Below are 17830 nucleotides of genomic sequence, written 5' to 3'. Positions count from 1 at the left end.
ATGACCGGGCACGGTACCGGCAGTGTCGGCTGGCCGGGGCCCCGAGCGTGCGGGGGTGCGGGCATCCGGACGACCACTCCGGCCGGCCGTGACGCATCCGCTCAGGTGCCAGGCCGATCGGACGTCTCCGCCGCCACTCGCCCGGACTTGGCGGGTGGCGCGAGGGCGTAGCCGTCGTCGCGACGGACCACCATGGACAGTTCCTCCAGCAGCGACAGCTTGCGCAGCGCCGTCCGTACGTCGACACCGGCGCGCGAGGAGAGCCGGTCCACACCCATCGCGCCTCGGCGGGGCAGCGCCTCCAGCAGCGACCGCGCGTCGTCGTCCAGCGTGTCGGCGGCACGCTGTGGTCCACGGGCCAGCGGGGCCAGGTCCGCGCCGATCCGGCCCACCTCCTCCAGCACGTGCGCCACCCCGGTGACCAGCCGGGCCTTGTCGGGGAACTCGCGCAGGAACTCGTGGGCGCCGACGGACATCGCCGAGGTCACCGGTCCCGGCACCACCATGCCCACCCGGTTGGCGTGGATGGCCCGCCGTGCGGTCTGCGTCGCGCCACTGCGCGCCGACGCCTCCACCACGACGGTGCCCCGGGTGCCTGCGGCGATCACCCGGTTGCGGATCAGGAACCGGGGTCGCAGCGGCTCGGCGCCGGGCGGCCATTCGCTGACCAGCAGCCCCGTCTCGGCGATCCGGTCGAAGAGCGCCGCGTTGCCCATCGGGTACGGACGGTCCAGCCCGCAGGCGAGCACCGCGACGGTCAGACCACCGGCGGTGAGTGCGCCTCGGTGGGCGGCGGCGTCGATGCCGAAGGCGCCACCGGACACGACAGTCCAGTCCCGCTCCGCCAACCCGTACCCCAACTCGGTTGCGACGTGCTGCCCATAGCCGGTGGACGCCCGTGCCCCCACCACGGCCACCGAACGATCCAGGGCCTCGCCGAGCTGCCAGCTTCCGCGTACCCAGAAACAGAGCGGCGGGGCGGTCTCAGCGTCCACCCGGCGGCTGGCGTCCGGCAGACGCAACGTGGCCAGGTCGGCAACCTGGGCCGGCCACTCCTCGTCGTCCGGCGTGACCAGCCGGGCGCCCAGTCGGCCCGCCCGCTCCAGGGCCTCCGCGGCCACCGCCCGCGCGTCGCCGGCCGCCGAGCGGGCGGCGACAGTGGTGTGCAGCCAGCCGTCCGGGCTGCCGCCGTCGAGCAGCAGTTCCAGGGTCGCCACCGGGCCGTGCCGGTCGACCAGCCGGTGCACCGCACGTGTGCCCGGCTCCGCCAACCAGGTCAGAGCGACCCGGGCCAGCCTGTGTTCCTCCTCGGCGCTCATGTCGCCTCCCCCGTCCGTAGTTGAAGCGCTTCCCGGACGTCGTCCCGGTCCGGCCGATCGCGACCGTCCAGATCGGCGATGGTCCAGGCCATCCGGATCACCCGGTCGAAGCCGCGCGCCGAGAGCGAGCCGGAGTCGAGCCGACCACGCAGCTCGACGGTGACCCGGGCCGGCAGCCGCCACGGCGGTCGGCGCAGGTGCGGCCCATCCACCTCGGCGTTGAGCCGCCGACCGAGGTCGGCCCAGCGGGTGGCCGCCGCCTGCCGGGCCGCCGCCACCCTTGCGGCGACCGTCGCCGAGGGCTCGACGTCGCCGTTGGTCGCCATCAGCTCGGCCGCCCGTACCGGGTTCAGCTGCACCTGAACGTCGATCCGGTCGAGCAGCGGCCCGGAGAGTCTTCCCAGGTAGCGGCGGCGGGCCAGCGGCGAACACTCGCAGTGCGCGTCACCGGCCGGCTTCGCGCACGGACAGGGGTTGGCGGCCAGCACCAACTGGGTGCGGGCCGGGTAGACGGTGCCGCCCCCGCTGCGGTTCAGTTGGATGCGGCCGTGCTCCAGCGGCTGGCGCAGCGCCTCCAGCGCACCCTTGCTGAATTCGGGAGCCTCATCCAGGAAGAGCACCCCACGGTGTGCCAGCGACACCGCGCCGGGTCGGGCCAGCCCCGAGCCGCCACCGACAAGCGACGGCACTGCGGCAGTTCGTCTGTGGGGGGTACTACCGGAGCGGGCAACCACCGTGATTGACTCCGCCCCATGGGTGCCCCCGAGTCAATGAAGCCTTACCTGCGAGTCAGCGACAGGCAACGCGGTAAGTCGGAGTCGGTCAATGAGCAGCTCGTCGACCTCACCGACGATGCCGGCGAGCGGCGCTGGCAGCTCGGTGAGGCGTACGCCGATGACGGCATCTCGGCCAGTCAGTTCGCCGAGAAGATCCGTGGCGACTTCACCCGGCTCATAGCCGACCTGCGGGCGGGGCAGTTCGGTGCCAGCATCCTCGGCCTGTGGGAGCTGTCGCGGTTTAGCCGGCAGGTCGACGAGTGGACTCCGGCCCTGCGGCTGTTGGAGGCGGCCAGCGTAAGAGTCTGGGTGTCCGACGTCCAGAGGCTCTACGACCCGCGCGACCCGGACGACCGCAAGACCCTGCTGACCGGGGCGGTCGATGCGGAGTATGAGTCGGCGAAGACCAGCCGCCGCGTCAAGCGGACCGTACGCCAGAAGGCCCAGAAGGGCTGGATGCATGGGCAGGCCCCGTTCGGCTACCGGCGGGAGTACGACCCCGACTCGGGCGCGTTGCTGCGGCAGGTGATCGTGCCCGAGGAGGCCAAGGCCATCCGGACCATCTTCGATCGGCTGGAGGCGGGCGACTCCCTACGGCGGATCACGATCGACCTCCGGGAGGCTGGGGTGCGGTCGCGCGCTGGCCGTCCGCTGTCCGAGCAGGTCGTGCGGGGCATGGCGACCCGAGACACCTACGCTGGCCGCCGACGCCACTCGACCCGAGCGGCCCAAGGCAAGGGCGGGCAGGTTTATGAGGCCGCATGGCTGGCGATCGTCGAGCCGGCCCAGTTCGATGCCGTGCAGGCCCGGCTCAGCGACCCCGCCCGGAGGGTCAACCGCGACGGGCAGGGTCGACACTTCCTGTCGATGATCGCCCAGTGCGACCGGTGTATCGCCCCGATGACCAGCAGCCAGCGCGGAGGCGAGCCGCCCCACCTCCGCTGCCACGCGAACTGCGGCATCCAGGTCAACGAGGAGCTGCTCGACCAGATCGCGATGGACGTCATCGTGGGCTACCTGTCCAGGAAGGACATCTACCAGGAGTTGACCCGCGACCGGGGCGACAGTCCCGAGGCCCGGCACGTGCAGGCCCGGCTGGCGTCGGTCCGACGCAGCCTGGTCGAGCTGGAGAACGAACTCGCGGCCGAGCAGATCACGCCGAAGATGGCAGGGGCGGCGGAACGTAAGTGGCTGGCCGAGGTCGAGCAGCTTGAGCAGCGGGAGCGTGAGCTGACCGCCCCGCCTGCGCTGGCCGCCTTCCTTGGTGCCGGGGGCGACATCCGGGCGAGGCTGGAGGCGGCACCGATGCCGGCCCGCCGGGCGATCGCACGAGAGGTCCTGTCGCCGGGCCTGGTGGGGCAGCTCCGGGTGGGCAAGGTGACGACCAACAAGTGGTGCGCCGAGTGCCGTAAACCAACATGCGTCCATCGGGTCATGGCCCGGCTCAAGTGGCACCGCATGTGACGGCTGCCACGGCGAGATTGGCTGGGTTTGTGCCCTGTGCAAGCCGGGTGTTTTGCTGGTCCTGCGGTCGAAACAGGCCGCCGGGGGCGGGTCAAGAGCCTGGGGAACTACCGAACACAGGCCCCCCGTAAAGCGGACCATTCGCAATAACGGCGCTGCACAGAGGCCCCTCACGGGGTGCGCCCAGCAAGGCGACGGCCTCGAAATCGGTGGGGGCGGGTCGCGAGACACCTCGTTCGAGAGGACTCGCGTCCCATGTCTGGTAAGCGCAATTCAATTCCCTGGACTACCGACGAACGGCTGCAACGAGCAGGTGGGGCGATCGGCAACCTGAGCCGGAGTCTCGGTGCCGAGGCTCCCGAGACGTTGGCCGCCCATACCGAGGTCCGCACCGTCCGCGCCGAGCTGGCGATCGAGGACCTCATTCAATCGGCCCCCGCGCCGACCGCCGAGCAGATCGGTCGCCTCCGGGCGATGCTGCCGGCCGTCGACACCATCCGTTCGGCGGTGGCGGCATGAGCACCGACAACCAGCCCCGGCGGACCCCGGTCGAGATGGGGCCGCAGGGCATCGTCCCCGAGGATGCACCGGGCGACCCGGCCCCGGTCGAACTGCCGCCCTGCCCGCACGTGAAGCACCAGCTCGATACTCCAGCTTCGTGGCTGCCGACCCGGGGCCACGCCATCCTCACCCAGCTGCTGATGCCGCTCGCGGTCGGTTTCGGCCACCCGGTAGCCGCCCTCGGGTTGGCGGAGGACGGCGGGCCGCTGCTGTGCTGCTGCGCCAGCCTGGACGTCGCCCAGGCCCTCACCGACGGGGCGATCGTCGCGGTCCCGTCCACCACCTACGACCGGGAGCAGGCCGCAGCCCTCACTGGGGCACCCGCCGGCAGCCCGGTCGACGTCTTCGGCTTGAACGAGCCGGGGCAGCCGACGGTCTGGATCTTCGGGATCAGCGATGGCCTGCGAGACGGGCTGATCCTCGGGGCGGAGATCGCTCGGGTCACGGAGGAGGTGGCCCGCGATGGAGACGCCAACTAAGCGACGCAGGACCCAGCCGAGGACCAAGCGGGGCATCCGCCGGGGCAAGGGTCCGCTGGTGGTGCGCCTCACCACCAGCGCCTACGCCCGAGTCGTGATGGCTCCACTGCTGGCCTACGGTGCCGCCCCGGGTGGGCTGGTCGATTACACGGTCTTGCGGACGGCCTGCCTCCGGCGCGGCATCTCCGAGGCCGATTTTCAAGCCGAACTCGGTCTGTTGGTCGAAGAGGGCCGGCTGTTCGTCGAGCGGCACCGAGGCCCGGATGGTGCCCAGTTCAACACCTACACGTTGCGATCGGAGCTGGTGATCAAGTGAGTGAGCCGATGTTCAAGAAGGCCGACCAGGTGATCGCCGCAGGAATGGTGGGCGAGGTAGTTGACCCGGATGCCGGCACCGCTGGTGGGGGCCAGGTTCGCGGCCAGGCCATGCGGCTGGTCGGGGTCCGCTGGCAGGGCGAGATCGATGTCGTGACCATCCGCGAGTCCCTGCTGACCCTGAGGAGGAAGAAGTGAGGTTCGAGCGCGAGGCCCAGGCCGTACGGATCGTCTGTTTCATCCTCGGGGTCCTGATGGCGTGGTCGGCGATCACGACGGATGAACCGGCAGCCAGCCCACAGACCGAGCAGGCGACCGAAACCACCCGCTAGACCCCGGACATGCGATGGCCCTCGGGTGCGAACCGAGGGCCGTCGCCCAACAAGCCCTCAGGCAGGGGCGGAACAGGACAAGTGCACCATGAGTTTTACCGTCACGACAAGTCCGGCCACCGATGACACCGTGCTGACCTGGGCGAGGGCGCTCTTCCCCAGTTCATGGGACTCGCTGCCGGCCGACGAACAGGCCGAGGTGGTCGAGGTCCTGCGGGCTAACCCGCACGCTGCCGATCTGGTCGAGAGCTTCGAGGGCAGCCAGCGGGACCGCGCATCGGCCCAGTGGGACATGGCCTACATCTGCGACGAGGAGTGCGGCTGCGAGTCGAGTGCTGCCGGCCCGGTGTCGAGCTGGACGGAGGAGGCGAGCGCCGCTGAACTGGCATGGTGTGACGCCTGGGTGCCGAGGTTCGACTCGATGACCCGCGACGAGGAGCGGCAGGCCCTCGCCCGGCTGCGGGTCGAGCCCTGGTACCAGGATGCCCAGGAACGGCACCCGGAGGACGCGTCGGCGTGGCCCGAGCCGGACGCGGTCACGAAGGCAGCCACAGCACGCGAGAAGGTAGCGCGGATGGCCCTGGCTGCCACGTCCTCAAACGAGAAGGCCCCGCCCGGCGCACCCCCGGTGGACCCCAGGGTGCCCGTGACCCTCCGGGAGGCCGCATCGAGCATCTGGGGTGAGCGCGAAGTCCTGGCCCGGATCCGCCAGACCGCTCGGGCGCGTTACGTCGGGGAGTGGGCGCTGCTCGGGGCCGTCCTGGCGCACGTCGCGTGCAGGGTGGGCCCGCACGTGAAGCTGCCCCCGACGATCGGTTCGGCTGCCTCGTTGAATGTCTACATCGGTCTGGTCGGTGGCAGCTCCGGGGGCAAGGACGCGGCGATGGATGTCGCGGCGGAGCTGTTCGCCGGCAGCCCGATGGTGGTGCCGGTCCTGGAGCCGGCGACCGGGCAGGGCCTGGAGGCCGCCTACACCGTGGGGACCAAGGAGGGGCCGATTCAGTTCAATGACACCGCACTATTCAAGGTGTCGGAGATCGGCTCGGTCAGCGCCCACGCCTCCATGAACGCGTCCACCCTAATGCCGACGTTGCTCAAAATGTTCATGGCCCAACAGCTTGGGGCGGCCTACGCGGGCGAGGAGCTGCGGCGACCGGTCCGGCAGCACGGTTACCGAGCGGCGATCGTCGCAGGCGTCCAGCCGGCTAAATCGGAGCTGCTGTTGAGTCAGGACGCGATCGATGCGGGGACCGCGCAGCGCTGGCTGTTCATGCCGGTAAACGACGACCCGGACCGGCCGTCTCGCTTCGCGATGCCGGACTCGGACGCGGCGATCTCATGGCGGACCGAGGGGACCGGGGCGGGCACGCTGCACGGCTGGCACGACCGGCCGGAGTGGAGTCCGAGCGGTAACCAGCGGGTGGGCAAGGACATCGACCCGGTTGATGTCAAGGAAACGCTGATCATGCCGATCTGCGACCAGGCCCGCGAGGAGATCACCAGCGCGCAGCGCACCCGCCGCAAGCTCGACCTGTACGCGCAGGCGATGGACTCGATCGATGGGCACACCTTGCTGACGCAACTCAAGGTCGCCGCGTTGCTGGGACTGCTGGACGGGCGGATGGAGGTCAGCGCGGAAGACTGGAGGTTGGCCCGGCTGGTAATGGGAGTCTCGCGTGATACCCGGGACGTGTGTTACCGGGTGCTGCGGACGATGCAGTCCAAGAAGAACAGGTCGAAAGCCGAGGGCGATGCCGAGCGCGAGGTCGCCAAGGCCGAGGCGATCGAGCAGGCCGAGGGCGACCGGGAGGAGAAGACCCGGATGAAGATCGCGACCCGGCTGCGGCACCTGCTCGCCGGGGGCGACTGGATCGGGAAGACGGTCCTCAACCAGGGCGTTGCCGGGCGCGACAAGAAGATCATCAAACTGGAGACGGTGCTCGACCAGATGGTGGGGACCGCCGAGATTGAGCGTCGCACCGAGGGCCGGACCGAGCAGTATCGACTACGGGCGAGGTAGGCGGCCAGGCAACACCGAGCGGGGTCTGTCGGAGACGGCAGGCCCCGCCGCTGTATCACTCCGCGTGATGGTCTGAGCTAGGACAACTAGGACGCTTGTCCTAGTGGGGGGCGGGTATGCGCGCGCCATCCAAGTCTGGATGGCTCGGAGGCGGCCAGGCGCATGAGAGGCCCCATGCCCTCTGAGCGGGTAAGATAGACTACTGTCTATCTTTGTGTGCACCCCAAGGACTTCTCCTGGCCGCGACCTAGGACGAGGGATCGCGCCCCCCACTAGGACAACGTCCTAGCGTCCTAACGCGAGGAGTGAGCGTCCTAGCCCAGCCGTGACGCCGTGTGCCTGGCCGCCGACCACACCTATCGGTGCCGTTGCCAGGCCGGCAACCTGCTCCCCTGGGGACATGACTAGCAAGCTCTCCGGACGGCCCTACACCACGTGGAAAACCGCCGTCTACGCGAAGTACGGCACCGACTGCCACCACTGTGGCCACGGCGGTGCCGACGCGATCGGTCGCCTCACCCCGCTGTCCGCCCAGCCGGAACAGCCACTCGACCCCGACCTCGCCCGGCCGTTCCACGGGGAAGCCGGCTGCCCCACCTGTGGGACGTACTGCAACGCCCGACGGCAGGCCGCCGCGAGACGAGCCGAGCCGACCGCGCGGGTGGTCGCCGTCCGAGCCAGCACCCAGCTCGCCGACGCCGTCAAGCGCCTCCGCTGGCACCTCAACCGACCCGCCGGGGCGTGGAGTCCAGAGTGGGCCCTGCGGCGAGCCCTGGCAGGCCCGGAGCAGCTCGCCCCGGCCCTCGCCAAGATTGCCACCACCACCACCCTCGAACGGGCGACCAGGACTACCCCCACTGGCAACCTGCCCTGCATCCGGGTGGCCCGCTGATGCGCCGGAATACCCGCCCCCGCGCCCCGTATCGACCGGGGGAGACGGCCTGCGCGTGCTGCGCCGGACCCAGGGGTGTCAAGAGGCGGATCACGCGAGGGTTGATGTTCAGGCCGCGAGGTCGCTGGACACCGCGCTAGGGCCGTCTCCCTCGTCGCCCCAGGGCCGAGGGTGCGTGGGTAGGACAACAGCGCTCCCAATTCGAGGGAGACCAACGGAGAGGCCATCACGATGCCATCCCACAGGCGACGAGCCTCGTTTTTTTGGAGCGAATATCGATGGCAACCCCGCCACTTGCCTTCGCCTCTCCGGCCGAAAATCCGGGGGAGTTCTCGCTAAAACCGCGCCGATGGCGGATGTTCTCCTGGGGCGATGGGAGAATGGAAGATGCCGATCGGCATCGGGGACGAGTGGACTCAACCTAAACGCGATGTCGAGGCCGGCGAACTATTCCGGGACTATCGACGTCGGGTGCGTGGTGAGTATGCGGCGTGGCTGCGGGCGGCAGGCTGGTCGTGGAACCAGATCGCGGGGCAGGTTGGACTGGCCTCGAAGGGTGCCGCATTCAATTCGGCGAAGCGATTCGGTCGCCCGGAGGATGTAGCCCGCTGGGGTGGGTCCCGTGCCCAGTGACCCGAGAACCCACCGCCGGTTCCGCAAGGCGAAGGCCCTGATGTTCGAAACCAAGGGCTACTTATGCCACCTTTGCGGACATGAGGGCATCCCGGGCCTGATGGAAGCGGACCACATCGTGCCGTTGCAGGACCTGCCAGGCCAGGTGCCGCACCCGGATGCCCTCGCCCCAGCCCACGGGGCGAGATACAGGCTGCGGGACGGGCGGGTGCTGGACAAGACCTGCCCTACATGTGGGAAGGCATGTAACCAAAACCGGGGGGCGAAAGACCTGGGTGTGTTCCTGGCCGCCTCCGAAACCGAGGATGACGGCGACGCCTACGCCCCTCCGCTGGAGTGGTAATGGCTGCCACATCGCCATTCCAGCTCACTAAATCGCATGGTTGGATTTTCATAGCGCCCCCGGCCCGGCATGTGGAATCCGGCCGATCCAACCCGCCACCCGGGGGCCGCCTCACCCCTTGAGCGAACGGCCGGATAGCAGCCGCTCTAGCTCGGGGAGATCGAATGAGAATCAAGGGACTCGCAGTGGTCCGGGCCGGGATGCCGAGCATCCGCCCGATGACCCGCGACGACGATTCTCCGGAGTCGCCCACCGAAAACGGCATGCCGGTCATGGATGTGCGATTTTCGCCATTCAATGAGTGGTACGAAATCAACTCGTACTACGAGGGCCAGTTCCTGGAGCGCACCGTCCCGGGGGCCTTCAAGGCGACCATCAATGCGCAGCGGCAGGCCGACGGCTCCAGCAGCGTCAAGGTGCTGTTCAACCACGGCATGGATTTCACGATCGGGGACAAGGTCCTCGGGAAGGCGTCCGAGCTGCGCGAGGGCAGCCAGTCGCCCGAGATGTTGGTCCCGCTGTTCGACACCAGCTACACCCGCGACCTCATGGATGGCCTCCGGGCCGGGGTGTACGGGTCGAGCTTCATGTTCGAGGTTATCCGGGACTCCTGGGACCACGAGCCAGCCCGCAGCACGCACAACCCCGAGGGCCTGCCCGAGCGGACCATCTTGGAGGTCCGACTCCTGGAAGCCGGCCCCGTGACGTGGCCCGCGAACCCGGCGGCCACGGCAGGACTTCGCTCCGGAGGCGGCACCGATGCCGTACTTGAGCGGATGCAAGACCGCGACCCGGGCCGTTACGGCGATCTGTCGCGGTCGTTCGAAGCCTTCCGATCCCTGAATCAACTCCGGGACCGCAAGGACGCACCATCGATCGCCCCGTCACCCGACGACTCATCGCGCCGACAGGTTGCCTCGGTGGCCGCCCCGTCACCCGATGGTCCGTCGCGCCGGCAGGCAGGTCGAAGCCCAGCAGTTCAGGCCGCAGCACGGCGTTACGCCGAACTGCTCACTTCGCTTGCCCGCACATCGGGCGAATAGGGGAAAGACGATGGACAAGGACCAGATCAAGATTCGGCAGCGCGCGATCGCTGACGAGATGAAGGCGCTGCTCGACGAGGCCAAGGACGGCCAGTTCACCGACGAACAGGACGCCCGGTTCAAGGCGCTGGACGAGGAGACTCGCGACAACGAGACCCGCCTGGAGACGATCGAGGCTCGCGCCGAGGTGGACCGCCGCTTCCAGCGCTTCGAGGAGTCGCGCAAGAAGTGGGGCAGTGTCCAGACCGGAGCGCCGAAGGTCGACCCGTTCGACATCGACGTTCGCCGGGCGGACTCGCAGACCGTCCTGAGCCGGGCGCGTGGCCTGATCGGCGACGAGCAGGGCGCGGCGACCCGGCACATGAGCCCCGAGCAGCGGGCCCAGGTCGACCAGCTTCTCACCACGAACAACGGCGACACCGACGGCACCGAGCTGGCCCGCCGGATGCTGGTTACCTCGCGGTCGGAGTACTTGAGCGCCTTCCAGAAGGGCATCCTCGGTCGGGACAACCGCCTCACCCCGGACGAGATCCGGGCGCTCAACGACGCCGACGATCTGTTCGGCAACCAGGAGCGCCGGGCCCTCGCGATCGGTGCCGGCGGCACGGGTGGTTTCGCCGTCCCCGTGATCGTCGACCCGACGATCATCCTGACCGCGCAGGAGTCGCCGAACGACATCATGCGGCTCGCCCGCACCGAGACGATCACGACCGACCGGTGGAAGGGCCTGAGTTCGGCCGGCATGTCGTGGAAGTGGGACGCTGAGGCGGCTGCTTCGGCGGACAACTCGCCCACCATCGCTTCGCCCGAGGTCCTGACCAAGCGCGCCGACGGGTTCATTCCGTATTCGATCGAAGCCGAGATGGACTGGCCCTCGTTCGCCACCGAGATGGGCAACCTGATCGAGGAGGGCTACAGCGAGCTGCTCGCCTCGACCCTCACCACGGGTACGGGCGCGAACGTCCCGACCGGCATCGTGCCGGCGATCATCGCGGCTGGCGGCCTCACGCGCCAGGTGGCGACCTCGGCCGTCCTCGCCCCGGGCGATTTCTACGGCCTGTGGGCGGATCTGCCGATCAAGTGGCGTCGTCGGGCCACCGTTGCCTGGATGTCGTCGACCTCGGTCGAGAACGCCATGCGGCAGTTCGGCACCACGGACCCGAACTTCACGGTGAACATCAAGGACGCCCAGGTGCCCGCGCTGTTCAACAGGGAGTACGTCGAGAACGATTTCATGGCGGCCATGCCGTCGGGTGTCTCGACGGCCGTGCTCGCGGTCGTGGGGGACTGGAAGCAGTACCTCGTCGCGCAGCGGGCGGGCATGTGGGTCGAGCGCGTGCAGATGCTGTTCGACCCGACCAACAACCGCCCGACCGGCCAGCGCGGATTCGCCGCGTACGCCCGAGTGGGTGCGGGCCTGATCGTCCCGGCCGCGTTCCGGGCGCTGATCAATAAGTGACCGACTCCGTCCCGCCTGGCCGCCGAGCGAGCTGCCAGGCGGGACGGTCGCGCGCTGAAACGTCCCGTCCCGGGGCTGGAGTACGCCTCCTCCAGCCCCCGGGGCGGGCAACCCCCTCGATCATCGTTCAAGGAGTCTCCGCCGTGGCCTTCCCGCTCACCGAACTGCCGGTCACCACCGAACTGTTCATCGGTGGGGGCGTCGGCTGGTCGGACATCTCCACCGACGTCCGGCTGTCGTCGGCGGACTCGGGCGGGGGCATCTCGATCAAGCATGGGGAAGCCGACGGGGGCGGGTCCGAGCAGTCCAGCGCGGGCCTCACCCTGAACAATCGGTCCGGGAAGTACGCCCCCCGAAACCCGAGGGGCCCTTGGTACAAGCTGTTCGGCCGCAACACCCCGATTCGGGTTGGGGTCGAGCTTGCCGCGGACCCGCTAAATCGAATCGTAGGCGCCGGGTGGGGTTCGAGTCCCGACGGGCGCTCCTGGACGAACTTCGGTGGGCCGGACGTCGATTACTACGCGAACGGCACCGAGGGTCGACACTCGCAGCCAGTCAAGAACCTTGCCCACATCTCCTACCTCGACCGAAACTGGCAGGACGTCGAGCAACTTTCGCAGGTGGTTGCCCCCACGGTCGCCTCGGGCGGGGCAGCGAACGTCGGACACGTCGCCCGACTCAACCCGACGACCAACACGTACTACTGGATGCGGTTGTCGTACGAAACCAGCGGTGCCCTCGGCGCGCAATTCTTCAAACGGGTCAACGGCAGCCTCGGCGGCATCCCTGGCAGCATCACGGTGCCCGGCCTGACCTACACGGGCGGCCAGCGGCTGTGGCTGCGCTCCGGTGTCTGCGGCAACCGGCTCTCACTCAAGGTATGGGCGGACGGGACTCCCGAGCCTCCCGAGTGGACCGTGACGGTCACGGACGTCGACATCACTGCCCCCGGTCGCGCCGGCTGCATCTCCCGGGCCGAGACGGGTAACACGAACACGGCCGAACTGAGGTTCGAGAGCTACCAGGCGATCGACCGCAGGTTCCATGGCGAGGTTGCCTCCTGGCCGCTGGAGTGGGACTTAGGCGAGTTCGACCACTGGGTGCCGATTTCGGCTGCGGGCATCATCCGCAGACTCGGCCAGGGGACTCCGTCCACCCACTCGGCCCTGCGCCGGGCATATGGAGCCTCCGGGCCGGTCGGGTACTGGCCGCTAGAAGATGGCAGGGCGTCCGCGCAAGCCGCCTCGGCCATCCCCGGCCACGTGCCGGCCACCATCACGGGCCCGGGTGCGGAGTTCGTCGACGTTGCCGACTTCGTATGGGGCAGGGGCGATCCGCTGACCATCCGCTACGGCACGGGGAAGATCCTCGAATTGAAGGGTGGCGCGTCGGTCCGGGCGGTTACCCCGCACATCACGGCAGCCACGCGGACCGCATGGACGGTCGCGGTGGTCGGGAACCCGGACCCCGACGGCACCGTTGGCGACCCGATGATCATCCTGGAGGTTGAGACACCTGCCGCCCCGGTTTACCAGCGGTGGCAGCTGATCCAGCGCGAGGGCGCGGGCGGTGGGTTATTCGGCTTGCAGCTGGTCGCGATCAACTCGGCGGGCGTCGGGACGGTGGTCGCCACGAGCAGCGGCCTCTATCTCTCCTTCCAGCAGTACGACATCAGTGTCTGGCAGGACGGTGGCACCATCCGGGCCTCGCTCTTCGGGGGCTCGGCTACTGGGGCCATCTCGGGGACGATGTCCGGCGTCACGGCCGTGACGATCAACAGGTCGAGCACGACCTCAACCAACGAGTCGATGCCCTTCGGTCACCTGGCGGTGTGGTCAACCCAGGTCCTGCCCAGCCAGCTCGCGATCATCCAGACCGACGGCTACGGGCATGAGGTTTTCGGCCCGATGGCATCGTGGTGGCAAGAAGCCGCGACGGATCGACTGGTTCGCCTGGCCCGCGAGGAGGGCGTGCCGCTCTCGATGCCGGCCGTCCCCGAGTGGGCGGTTCAGCGGATGGGGTGGCAGGCCCCGGGCACCTTCCTGGAGCTGATCCGGGCGTGTGCGGATGCCGACCGGGGGCTGCTGTTCGAGGCCCGCGACGGCCTCGGGCTGGTCTACCGGCCCCGCCATACGCTCTACAACCAAACTCCGGTGCGAGTCTCGTACCCGGGCGGTCAAGTCTCCGCGCCGTTCGTCCCGCTCGATGACGACCTGGTTACCCGGAACGACATCACGCTGACCCGCACCGAGGGCAGCTCCTTCCGGGCGGTCGAGACGATGGGGCCGCTCGCGGCAGTGCCCCCGCCGGCTGGGGTCGGGGTCATCGAGACGAGCATGGAGCTGAACCTGCTCGCTGACTCCCAGCTTCCCGACCGGGCGAACTGGGAGTTGCACATCGGCACGGTCGACGAGCCCCGATACCCGGCCATCCGGATCGACTTGAGCGCGCGGGGGTGGACCTCGGACCCGGAGTTGAGTGCGCAGGCAGCAGCCGTCGGGCCTGGCGACCTCGCCGAACTGGTGGGCTTGCCCGCGTGGCTGCCACGACAAGCTGCCAAGGTGCTGGTCGGGGGCTACACCGAGCGCCTCGACGCGTTCGACCGGGACATCGTATGGAACGGCATGCCGGGGTCCGCGTGGAACGTCGGTTTCGCCGATGGCACCACTCGGGCGGGGGCGAACGGCACCACCGTCGCCATCGCCATCGGGGCGACCGATCTGATTCTCCCGTTGGACAACCCCGCTGCGAACGGGCCCTGGACGACTAACCCGGCGCATTACCCGCTGGACGTCCGGGTGGGAAATGAGCGGATCTTGGCCCAGTCTGTCGGGCTGGTCGCCAACCCCAACCCTTGGTTCGTCTCGAATCTGAATGACTGGGTGCCGCTGAACACGACGATCGCGTGGGTGGCAGCCGGACGACCTGGAACGGGGACGGGGGCCGCGCGGATCACCCCGGACGGAGTGACGGCCGTCGGCGGCATGCACTCCAGCCCTGTCGCGGTCAACCCGTCGACCGAGTACAGGTTCGCGATGATGGCCTACGCCGAGGTCGGGACCCTATCGACGAACATCGCGGCGGACTGGCAGACCGGCGGGGGCGGGACGATCTCGACGAGCTTCGGTCCGATGGTCACGCTGGTCCCGGGGGTATGGACTCCGCTCTCCGTGACATTCACGTCGCCGGCCACCGCAGGCCAGGTCGTGATGCGCGCACGGTATGTCGGCACCCCGCCCTCCTCCTCAACCTGGAAGTGCGCGACCTTCACCATCGCCCCGGAGACGACAGCGAGCGGGATCGGTGCCTACCAGCGGTTGGCCCTGGCCCCGGGCGACCGGGGCGTAGACGGTCGGGCCGAGTCGTGGTCGGTCGGCACCGAGGTGGACCTTTGGGAGCCGAGGGTATCCCCGCTGTAAACGCATACTTGTGAGGCCGGAAAATCGCATGATCCGCTCCCGGCATGCGCTACATCGTGGCATTCCCGCCGATCGCCCTCGGCCTACTCCTTGCCATTCTCGGAGTGGCCACCCTGCACGCCCCCGCGCCCGAGCCGCTTGTTCTCCACTGGCGGCCAGCGACGGCAGCGGAGGATCGCCAGTGGCAGCTTGACCAGCTGGCGGCCGAGATGCAGTGGCAGCGGGAAACGGCGCGATAGTCCGGACTATCCGACCCCGGCCCCCATTTAATAGGGGCCGGGGTCGATCCGTATTTAGCGCCGCATGAACACGCCCGGAGTGCGCGGAGTACTTGTGCCATTTCCTATCGCCATGATGGGATTTTATTACCACCGAGACAAGCTCCCCACCCCTAGGAGAATTGAAATGGCACGCACGAAGGCTGGAAAACTCGGACCCTGTCAATGCAGCCGGTTCGAGGTCGGCACCACCACCGACGGCCCGGACGGCATCGAGCCGGACATCACGATCGAGACGACCGGCTGCGACAGGGAAACGCCTCGGCTGTTCGCCCAGGGCCACGATGCGAAGCTCGTCGGGTTTCTGGTCCGGGCTGAGCTGGAGGGCAAGGAGGTCCGCTACGGGCGGGCCGAGGGGGTCGTCATCAGCTCGGACGCCGTGAGCGCCCTCGGGACCATCTCGGACGCCCTCGCTGCGAAGGGTGCCGCGATGCTCGCCAGCCGGAGGGCGAAGGCAGCCACCAAGAAGACCAAGAAGGTCGAGCCGCAGCCCCGGACGGCCGTGATCAAGGTCGGGCGGCACATCATGGCGGGGGCCAGCATCGCCCCGGACGGCACGGCCAGCTACACCACCAAGGCCGGCGAGGCGAAGACCGCCCCCGCCGGGAAGTTCACCGAGATCGAGGAGGACGCGAAATGAACCTGGACTACCTGGAGGACGAGGTCACGTACGCGCTGGGGGTGGCCGCCGACTGGGCGGACGAGGGCCTCGTCTCGCAGGCCGAGGGGGAAATCTCGGTGCTGGCCGTGTCCATCGTGGCCGCCCGCAATCCGGAGCTGTACCCGCCGGTCCGGATCGACGAGGAGGAGGACGAGATCGAGCAGTCGCTCCAGGCGCTGGTAAACGAGGTGCTCGGGCTGGAGATCGACATGAGCTGGTACTACGAGGGCCTGGCGGGCGGGGGCCAGCCTGCGGAGTAGTTCGGGGGAGCCACGCGACGGCCCGGGGTGCGACAGCATCGCCGGGCCGCTCCGTGCAGCGGGGAGGGCCTCCGGACGGGCGGACGGGCCTACTCCGGCGGTGCCGGGGGCGTGGGGGGCTACGGGAAGACTATGAGGCTCAGTCGGGTATGCACGGCGTTTGCGCGGTAGGCCCCGACGGTCGACGAGGGTGCGCTCGACTGGGCCCCCCGAAGCTTGAATGCGTGGGCCCCCGCGACCGGCAGTAGGCCCTGGTAGGTCTGAGTGACCGTGACCCTCGCGTTCGCCGCGACGTTCCCCGCACACCAGACGGCCTGAGGCTGCCCGAGGTCGACCCCGTCTATCTGGATTTGTCCGACGGCGGTGGAGGGTGTCCCGCTGGCTGCCGTGATCAGCGTGAAGTCCATCGTCCAGGTCGCGATGTAGAGGGCGTTGGGGTAGACGGTGTTGAAGCTGATCGAGGCGAGGTCCTGTAGACCGGTGCCCATCGCCGTAGCCGATGCCAGCTCCGCCGTCAGCGAGGCGGTATTGAGCAGATCGGGCACCAACGGGGCCCCAGTGGCTACGACCATCCGCCCAGGAAATCAGGCGATTCCGAGCCCTCTCGAACCGAACTACTCGCCATCCTCGGCCGGGGGCGGGGTGCGGTGTAGCCGGATGTATTCCTCGACGTCGCGCCTCAACCAGATTTGGCCAACCGATAGGACCTGGTACGGCCTCGGGAACTTCGGCGAGAGCTGGATCATCCGGAATCGCGAACGCCCGACCCCGAGCATCTGCAGAATCTCGCCCGCTGCCACCAGCTCGCCCGGCCCACGATCCTCCATGCCAGCGAGGGTAGGCAGGGCCGGACGCGTCAACGTAAACGTTCTCACATGGGTGCACTCGATCGTGTGCACTCGATCGTGCGTGCCTACGTTGACACAGGGGTAATCGCCGGGGTCCGATGGGGATGCCCCGCCCCTGCTGGAGGCCCGAGCCCGGCAGGGGCGGGTGCACACGGACCCGACCCCCTGGAGGTTGACGTGGAACCCGACCCAGAACTCGACCGGCTACGCGAGCGGGTGGTGGAGCTGGAAGCAGCGCTCCGTCTCGTCCGGCGACAACTGTTCGACGCGCGCAGTCGCCTGGCCGCCATCTCACGGATTACCGACGACCTAGGCCGGGCCGAGCGGGCACCCGGAGTGACGTTCGGGTCCGTCAACTCGATCCTGAACAGCGAGCGCCCACCCCTGCGCCGGATAACCCGCTGGTCGCCGGTCCGCTATCGGGGGGTCCAACGGTGAGCCTCCAGCGCCACGCCCCGATCCGCCGGCTGTGGGGATGCGCGGCGTGCGCCCAGCCGTGGCCCTGCGAGGCGGCCAGGGCGAAACTCGTCGAGGAGTACGCCGATGACCCGAAACTGCTCGCGATGGACATGGCGTCTTGCATGGTCGAGGCGGGCATCGACCTGGCCGAGTTGATGCCCGAGCGTCCGGACCCGGTCGCGCTCTACGGCCGGTTCATGGGTTTCGTTCGTCATCTCGCGGTCAACCGGCATCGCAACGCTGGCCATTTCATCGAGTAGCCCCCGGCT

Annotated in this window: 20 protein-coding genes; 16 read left to right on the top strand and 4 right to left on the bottom strand. The window is 68.9% G+C overall.

Annotation, left to right across the window (positions count from 1 at the left end; genetic code table 11):
• Window positions 1–101: 101 nt before the first annotated feature.
• Entirely contained in the window at window positions 102–1319 is a 1218-nt protein-coding gene (locus KBX71_RS07750; RefSeq protein ID WP_210817338.1) for a DNA-processing protein DprA, read from the bottom strand.
• Window positions 1316–2059, bottom strand: a complete 744-nt coding sequence (locus KBX71_RS07745) for an ATP-binding protein (protein ID WP_307847017.1) — start codon at window positions 2057–2059, stop codon at window positions 1316–1318. Before KBX71_RS07745 ends, KBX71_RS07750 begins: the two co-directional genes overlap by 4 nt.
• Before the next feature lie 30 nt (window positions 2060–2089).
• On the opposite strand from KBX71_RS07745, the gene KBX71_RS07740 reads away from it, so the two are divergent.
• From KBX71_RS07740 to KBX71_RS07675, 14 genes are all read left to right on the top strand, one after another.
• Window positions 2090–3559 carry a recombinase family protein gene (locus KBX71_RS07740; protein ID WP_210817337.1) on the top strand — a complete coding sequence of 490 codons (1470 nt, stop codon included), beginning with the start codon at window positions 2090–2092 and terminating at the stop codon, window positions 3557–3559.
• Window positions 3560–3814: 255 nt separating this feature from the next.
• Entirely contained in the window at window positions 3815–4078 is a 264-nt protein-coding gene (locus KBX71_RS07735) for a hypothetical protein (RefSeq protein WP_210817336.1), read from the top strand.
• Window positions 4075–4599 carry a hypothetical protein gene (locus tag KBX71_RS07730; RefSeq protein WP_210817335.1) on the top strand — a complete coding sequence of 175 codons (525 nt, stop codon included), beginning with the start codon at window positions 4075–4077 and terminating at the stop codon, window positions 4597–4599. Before KBX71_RS07735 ends, KBX71_RS07730 begins: the two co-directional genes overlap by 4 nt.
• Entirely contained in the window at window positions 4583–4915 is a 333-nt protein-coding gene (locus tag KBX71_RS07725; RefSeq protein WP_210817334.1) for a hypothetical protein, read from the top strand. The genes KBX71_RS07730 and KBX71_RS07725 overlap by 17 nt, the downstream gene beginning before the upstream one ends.
• Window positions 4912–5112: a hypothetical protein gene (locus KBX71_RS07720; RefSeq protein ID WP_210817333.1), complete on the top strand. Its 201-nt coding sequence runs from the start codon at window positions 4912–4914 to the stop codon at window positions 5110–5112. Before KBX71_RS07725 ends, KBX71_RS07720 begins: the two co-directional genes overlap by 4 nt.
• A complete protein-coding gene (locus KBX71_RS07715) occupies window positions 5109–5246 on the top strand; it encodes a hypothetical protein (RefSeq protein WP_210817332.1) in 138 nt (45 codons plus the stop codon). Before KBX71_RS07720 ends, KBX71_RS07715 begins: the two co-directional genes overlap by 4 nt.
• A 25-nt stretch (window positions 5247–5271) precedes the next feature.
• The gene (locus KBX71_RS07710) at window positions 5272–7266 is read left to right on the top strand and encodes a hypothetical protein (protein ID WP_210817331.1); all 1995 of its coding nucleotides are present in this window, start codon (window positions 5272–5274) and stop codon (window positions 7264–7266) included.
• A gap of 400 nt (window positions 7267–7666) precedes the next feature.
• Complete coding sequence (locus tag KBX71_RS07705) at window positions 7667–8158, top strand: hypothetical protein (RefSeq protein WP_210817330.1); 492 nt, start codon at window positions 7667–7669, stop codon at window positions 8156–8158.
• Between the two features lie 1194 nt (window positions 8159–9352).
• Window positions 9353–10177 (top strand): HK97 family phage prohead protease, encoded by an 825-nt coding sequence (locus KBX71_RS07700; protein WP_210817329.1) that lies wholly within the window; start codon window positions 9353–9355, stop codon window positions 10175–10177.
• A gap of 10 nt (window positions 10178–10187) precedes the next feature.
• The gene (locus KBX71_RS07695) at window positions 10188–11636 is read left to right on the top strand and encodes a phage major capsid protein (protein WP_210817328.1); all 1449 of its coding nucleotides are present in this window, start codon (window positions 10188–10190) and stop codon (window positions 11634–11636) included.
• Between the two features lie 143 nt (window positions 11637–11779).
• Entirely contained in the window at window positions 11780–15055 is a 3276-nt protein-coding gene (locus tag KBX71_RS07690) for a hypothetical protein (RefSeq protein WP_210817327.1), read from the top strand.
• A 44-nt stretch (window positions 15056–15099) separates the two neighbouring features.
• Window positions 15100–15294 (top strand): hypothetical protein, encoded by a 195-nt coding sequence (locus tag KBX71_RS07685; protein ID WP_210817326.1) that lies wholly within the window; start codon window positions 15100–15102, stop codon window positions 15292–15294.
• A gap of 166 nt (window positions 15295–15460) precedes the next feature.
• Window positions 15461–15973 (top strand): hypothetical protein, encoded by a 513-nt coding sequence (locus tag KBX71_RS07680; RefSeq protein ID WP_210817325.1) that lies wholly within the window; start codon window positions 15461–15463, stop codon window positions 15971–15973.
• Window positions 15970–16254 (top strand): hypothetical protein, encoded by a 285-nt coding sequence (locus KBX71_RS07675; RefSeq protein ID WP_210817324.1) that lies wholly within the window; start codon window positions 15970–15972, stop codon window positions 16252–16254. Before KBX71_RS07680 ends, KBX71_RS07675 begins: the two co-directional genes overlap by 4 nt.
• 119 nt (window positions 16255–16373) lie before the next feature.
• Here KBX71_RS07675 and KBX71_RS07670 read toward each other — a convergent pair whose 3' ends face one another.
• The gene (locus KBX71_RS07670; protein WP_210817323.1) at window positions 16374–16799 is read right to left on the bottom strand and encodes a hypothetical protein; all 426 of its coding nucleotides are present in this window, start codon (window positions 16797–16799) and stop codon (window positions 16374–16376) included.
• Window positions 16800–16868: 69 nt separating this feature from the next.
• Entirely contained in the window at window positions 16869–17081 is a 213-nt protein-coding gene (locus KBX71_RS07665) for a hypothetical protein (RefSeq protein ID WP_210817322.1), read from the bottom strand.
• Window positions 17082–17279: 198 nt separating this feature from the next.
• Between KBX71_RS07665 and KBX71_RS07660 the strand changes: the two genes are divergently transcribed.
• Together KBX71_RS07660 and KBX71_RS07655 are read left to right on the top strand one after the other, a co-directional pair.
• Complete coding sequence (locus KBX71_RS07660; RefSeq protein ID WP_210817321.1) at window positions 17280–17540, top strand: hypothetical protein; 261 nt, start codon at window positions 17280–17282, stop codon at window positions 17538–17540.
• Complete coding sequence (locus KBX71_RS07655) at window positions 17537–17821, top strand: flavin reductase (RefSeq protein WP_210817320.1); 285 nt, start codon at window positions 17537–17539, stop codon at window positions 17819–17821. Before KBX71_RS07660 ends, KBX71_RS07655 begins: the two co-directional genes overlap by 4 nt.
• The last annotated feature ends 9 nt before the right edge of the window (window positions 17822–17830 follow it).

The sequence above is a fragment of the Micromonospora sp. D93 genome, assembly GCF_018070365.1.
Taxonomy (GTDB): Bacteria; Actinomycetota; Actinomycetes; order Mycobacteriales; family Micromonosporaceae; genus Micromonospora; species Micromonospora ureilytica.
This window is presented reverse-complemented; position numbering and strand designations above follow the sequence as displayed.

Coding starts and splice junctions, on each gene's coding strand:
- KBX71_RS07680 (WP_210817325.1), top strand. CDS start 15,461: ATGGCACGCACGAAGGCTGGAAAACTCGGACCCTGTCAATGCAGCCGG.
- KBX71_RS07665 (WP_210817322.1), bottom strand. CDS start 17,081: ATGGAGGATCGTGGGCCGGGCGAGCTGGTGGCAGCGGGCGAGATTCTG.
- KBX71_RS07700 (WP_210817329.1), top strand. CDS start 9,353: ATGACCCGCGACGACGATTCTCCGGAGTCGCCCACCGAAAACGGCATG.
- KBX71_RS07685 (WP_210817326.1), top strand. CDS start 15,100: ATGCGCTACATCGTGGCATTCCCGCCGATCGCCCTCGGCCTACTCCTT.
- KBX71_RS07725 (WP_210817334.1), top strand. CDS start 4,583: ATGGAGACGCCAACTAAGCGACGCAGGACCCAGCCGAGGACCAAGCGG.
- KBX71_RS07735 (WP_210817336.1), top strand. CDS start 3,815: ATGTCTGGTAAGCGCAATTCAATTCCCTGGACTACCGACGAACGGCTG.
- KBX71_RS07730 (WP_210817335.1), top strand. CDS start 4,075: ATGAGCACCGACAACCAGCCCCGGCGGACCCCGGTCGAGATGGGGCCG.
- KBX71_RS07695 (WP_210817328.1), top strand. CDS start 10,188: ATGGACAAGGACCAGATCAAGATTCGGCAGCGCGCGATCGCTGACGAG.
- KBX71_RS07750 (WP_210817338.1), bottom strand. CDS start 1,319: ATGAGCGCCGAGGAGGAACACAGGCTGGCCCGGGTCGCTCTGACCTGG.
- KBX71_RS07705 (WP_210817330.1), top strand. CDS start 7,667: ATGACTAGCAAGCTCTCCGGACGGCCCTACACCACGTGGAAAACCGCC.
- KBX71_RS07740 (WP_210817337.1), top strand. CDS start 2,090: ATGAAGCCTTACCTGCGAGTCAGCGACAGGCAACGCGGTAAGTCGGAG.
- KBX71_RS07675 (WP_210817324.1), top strand. CDS start 15,970: ATGAACCTGGACTACCTGGAGGACGAGGTCACGTACGCGCTGGGGGTG.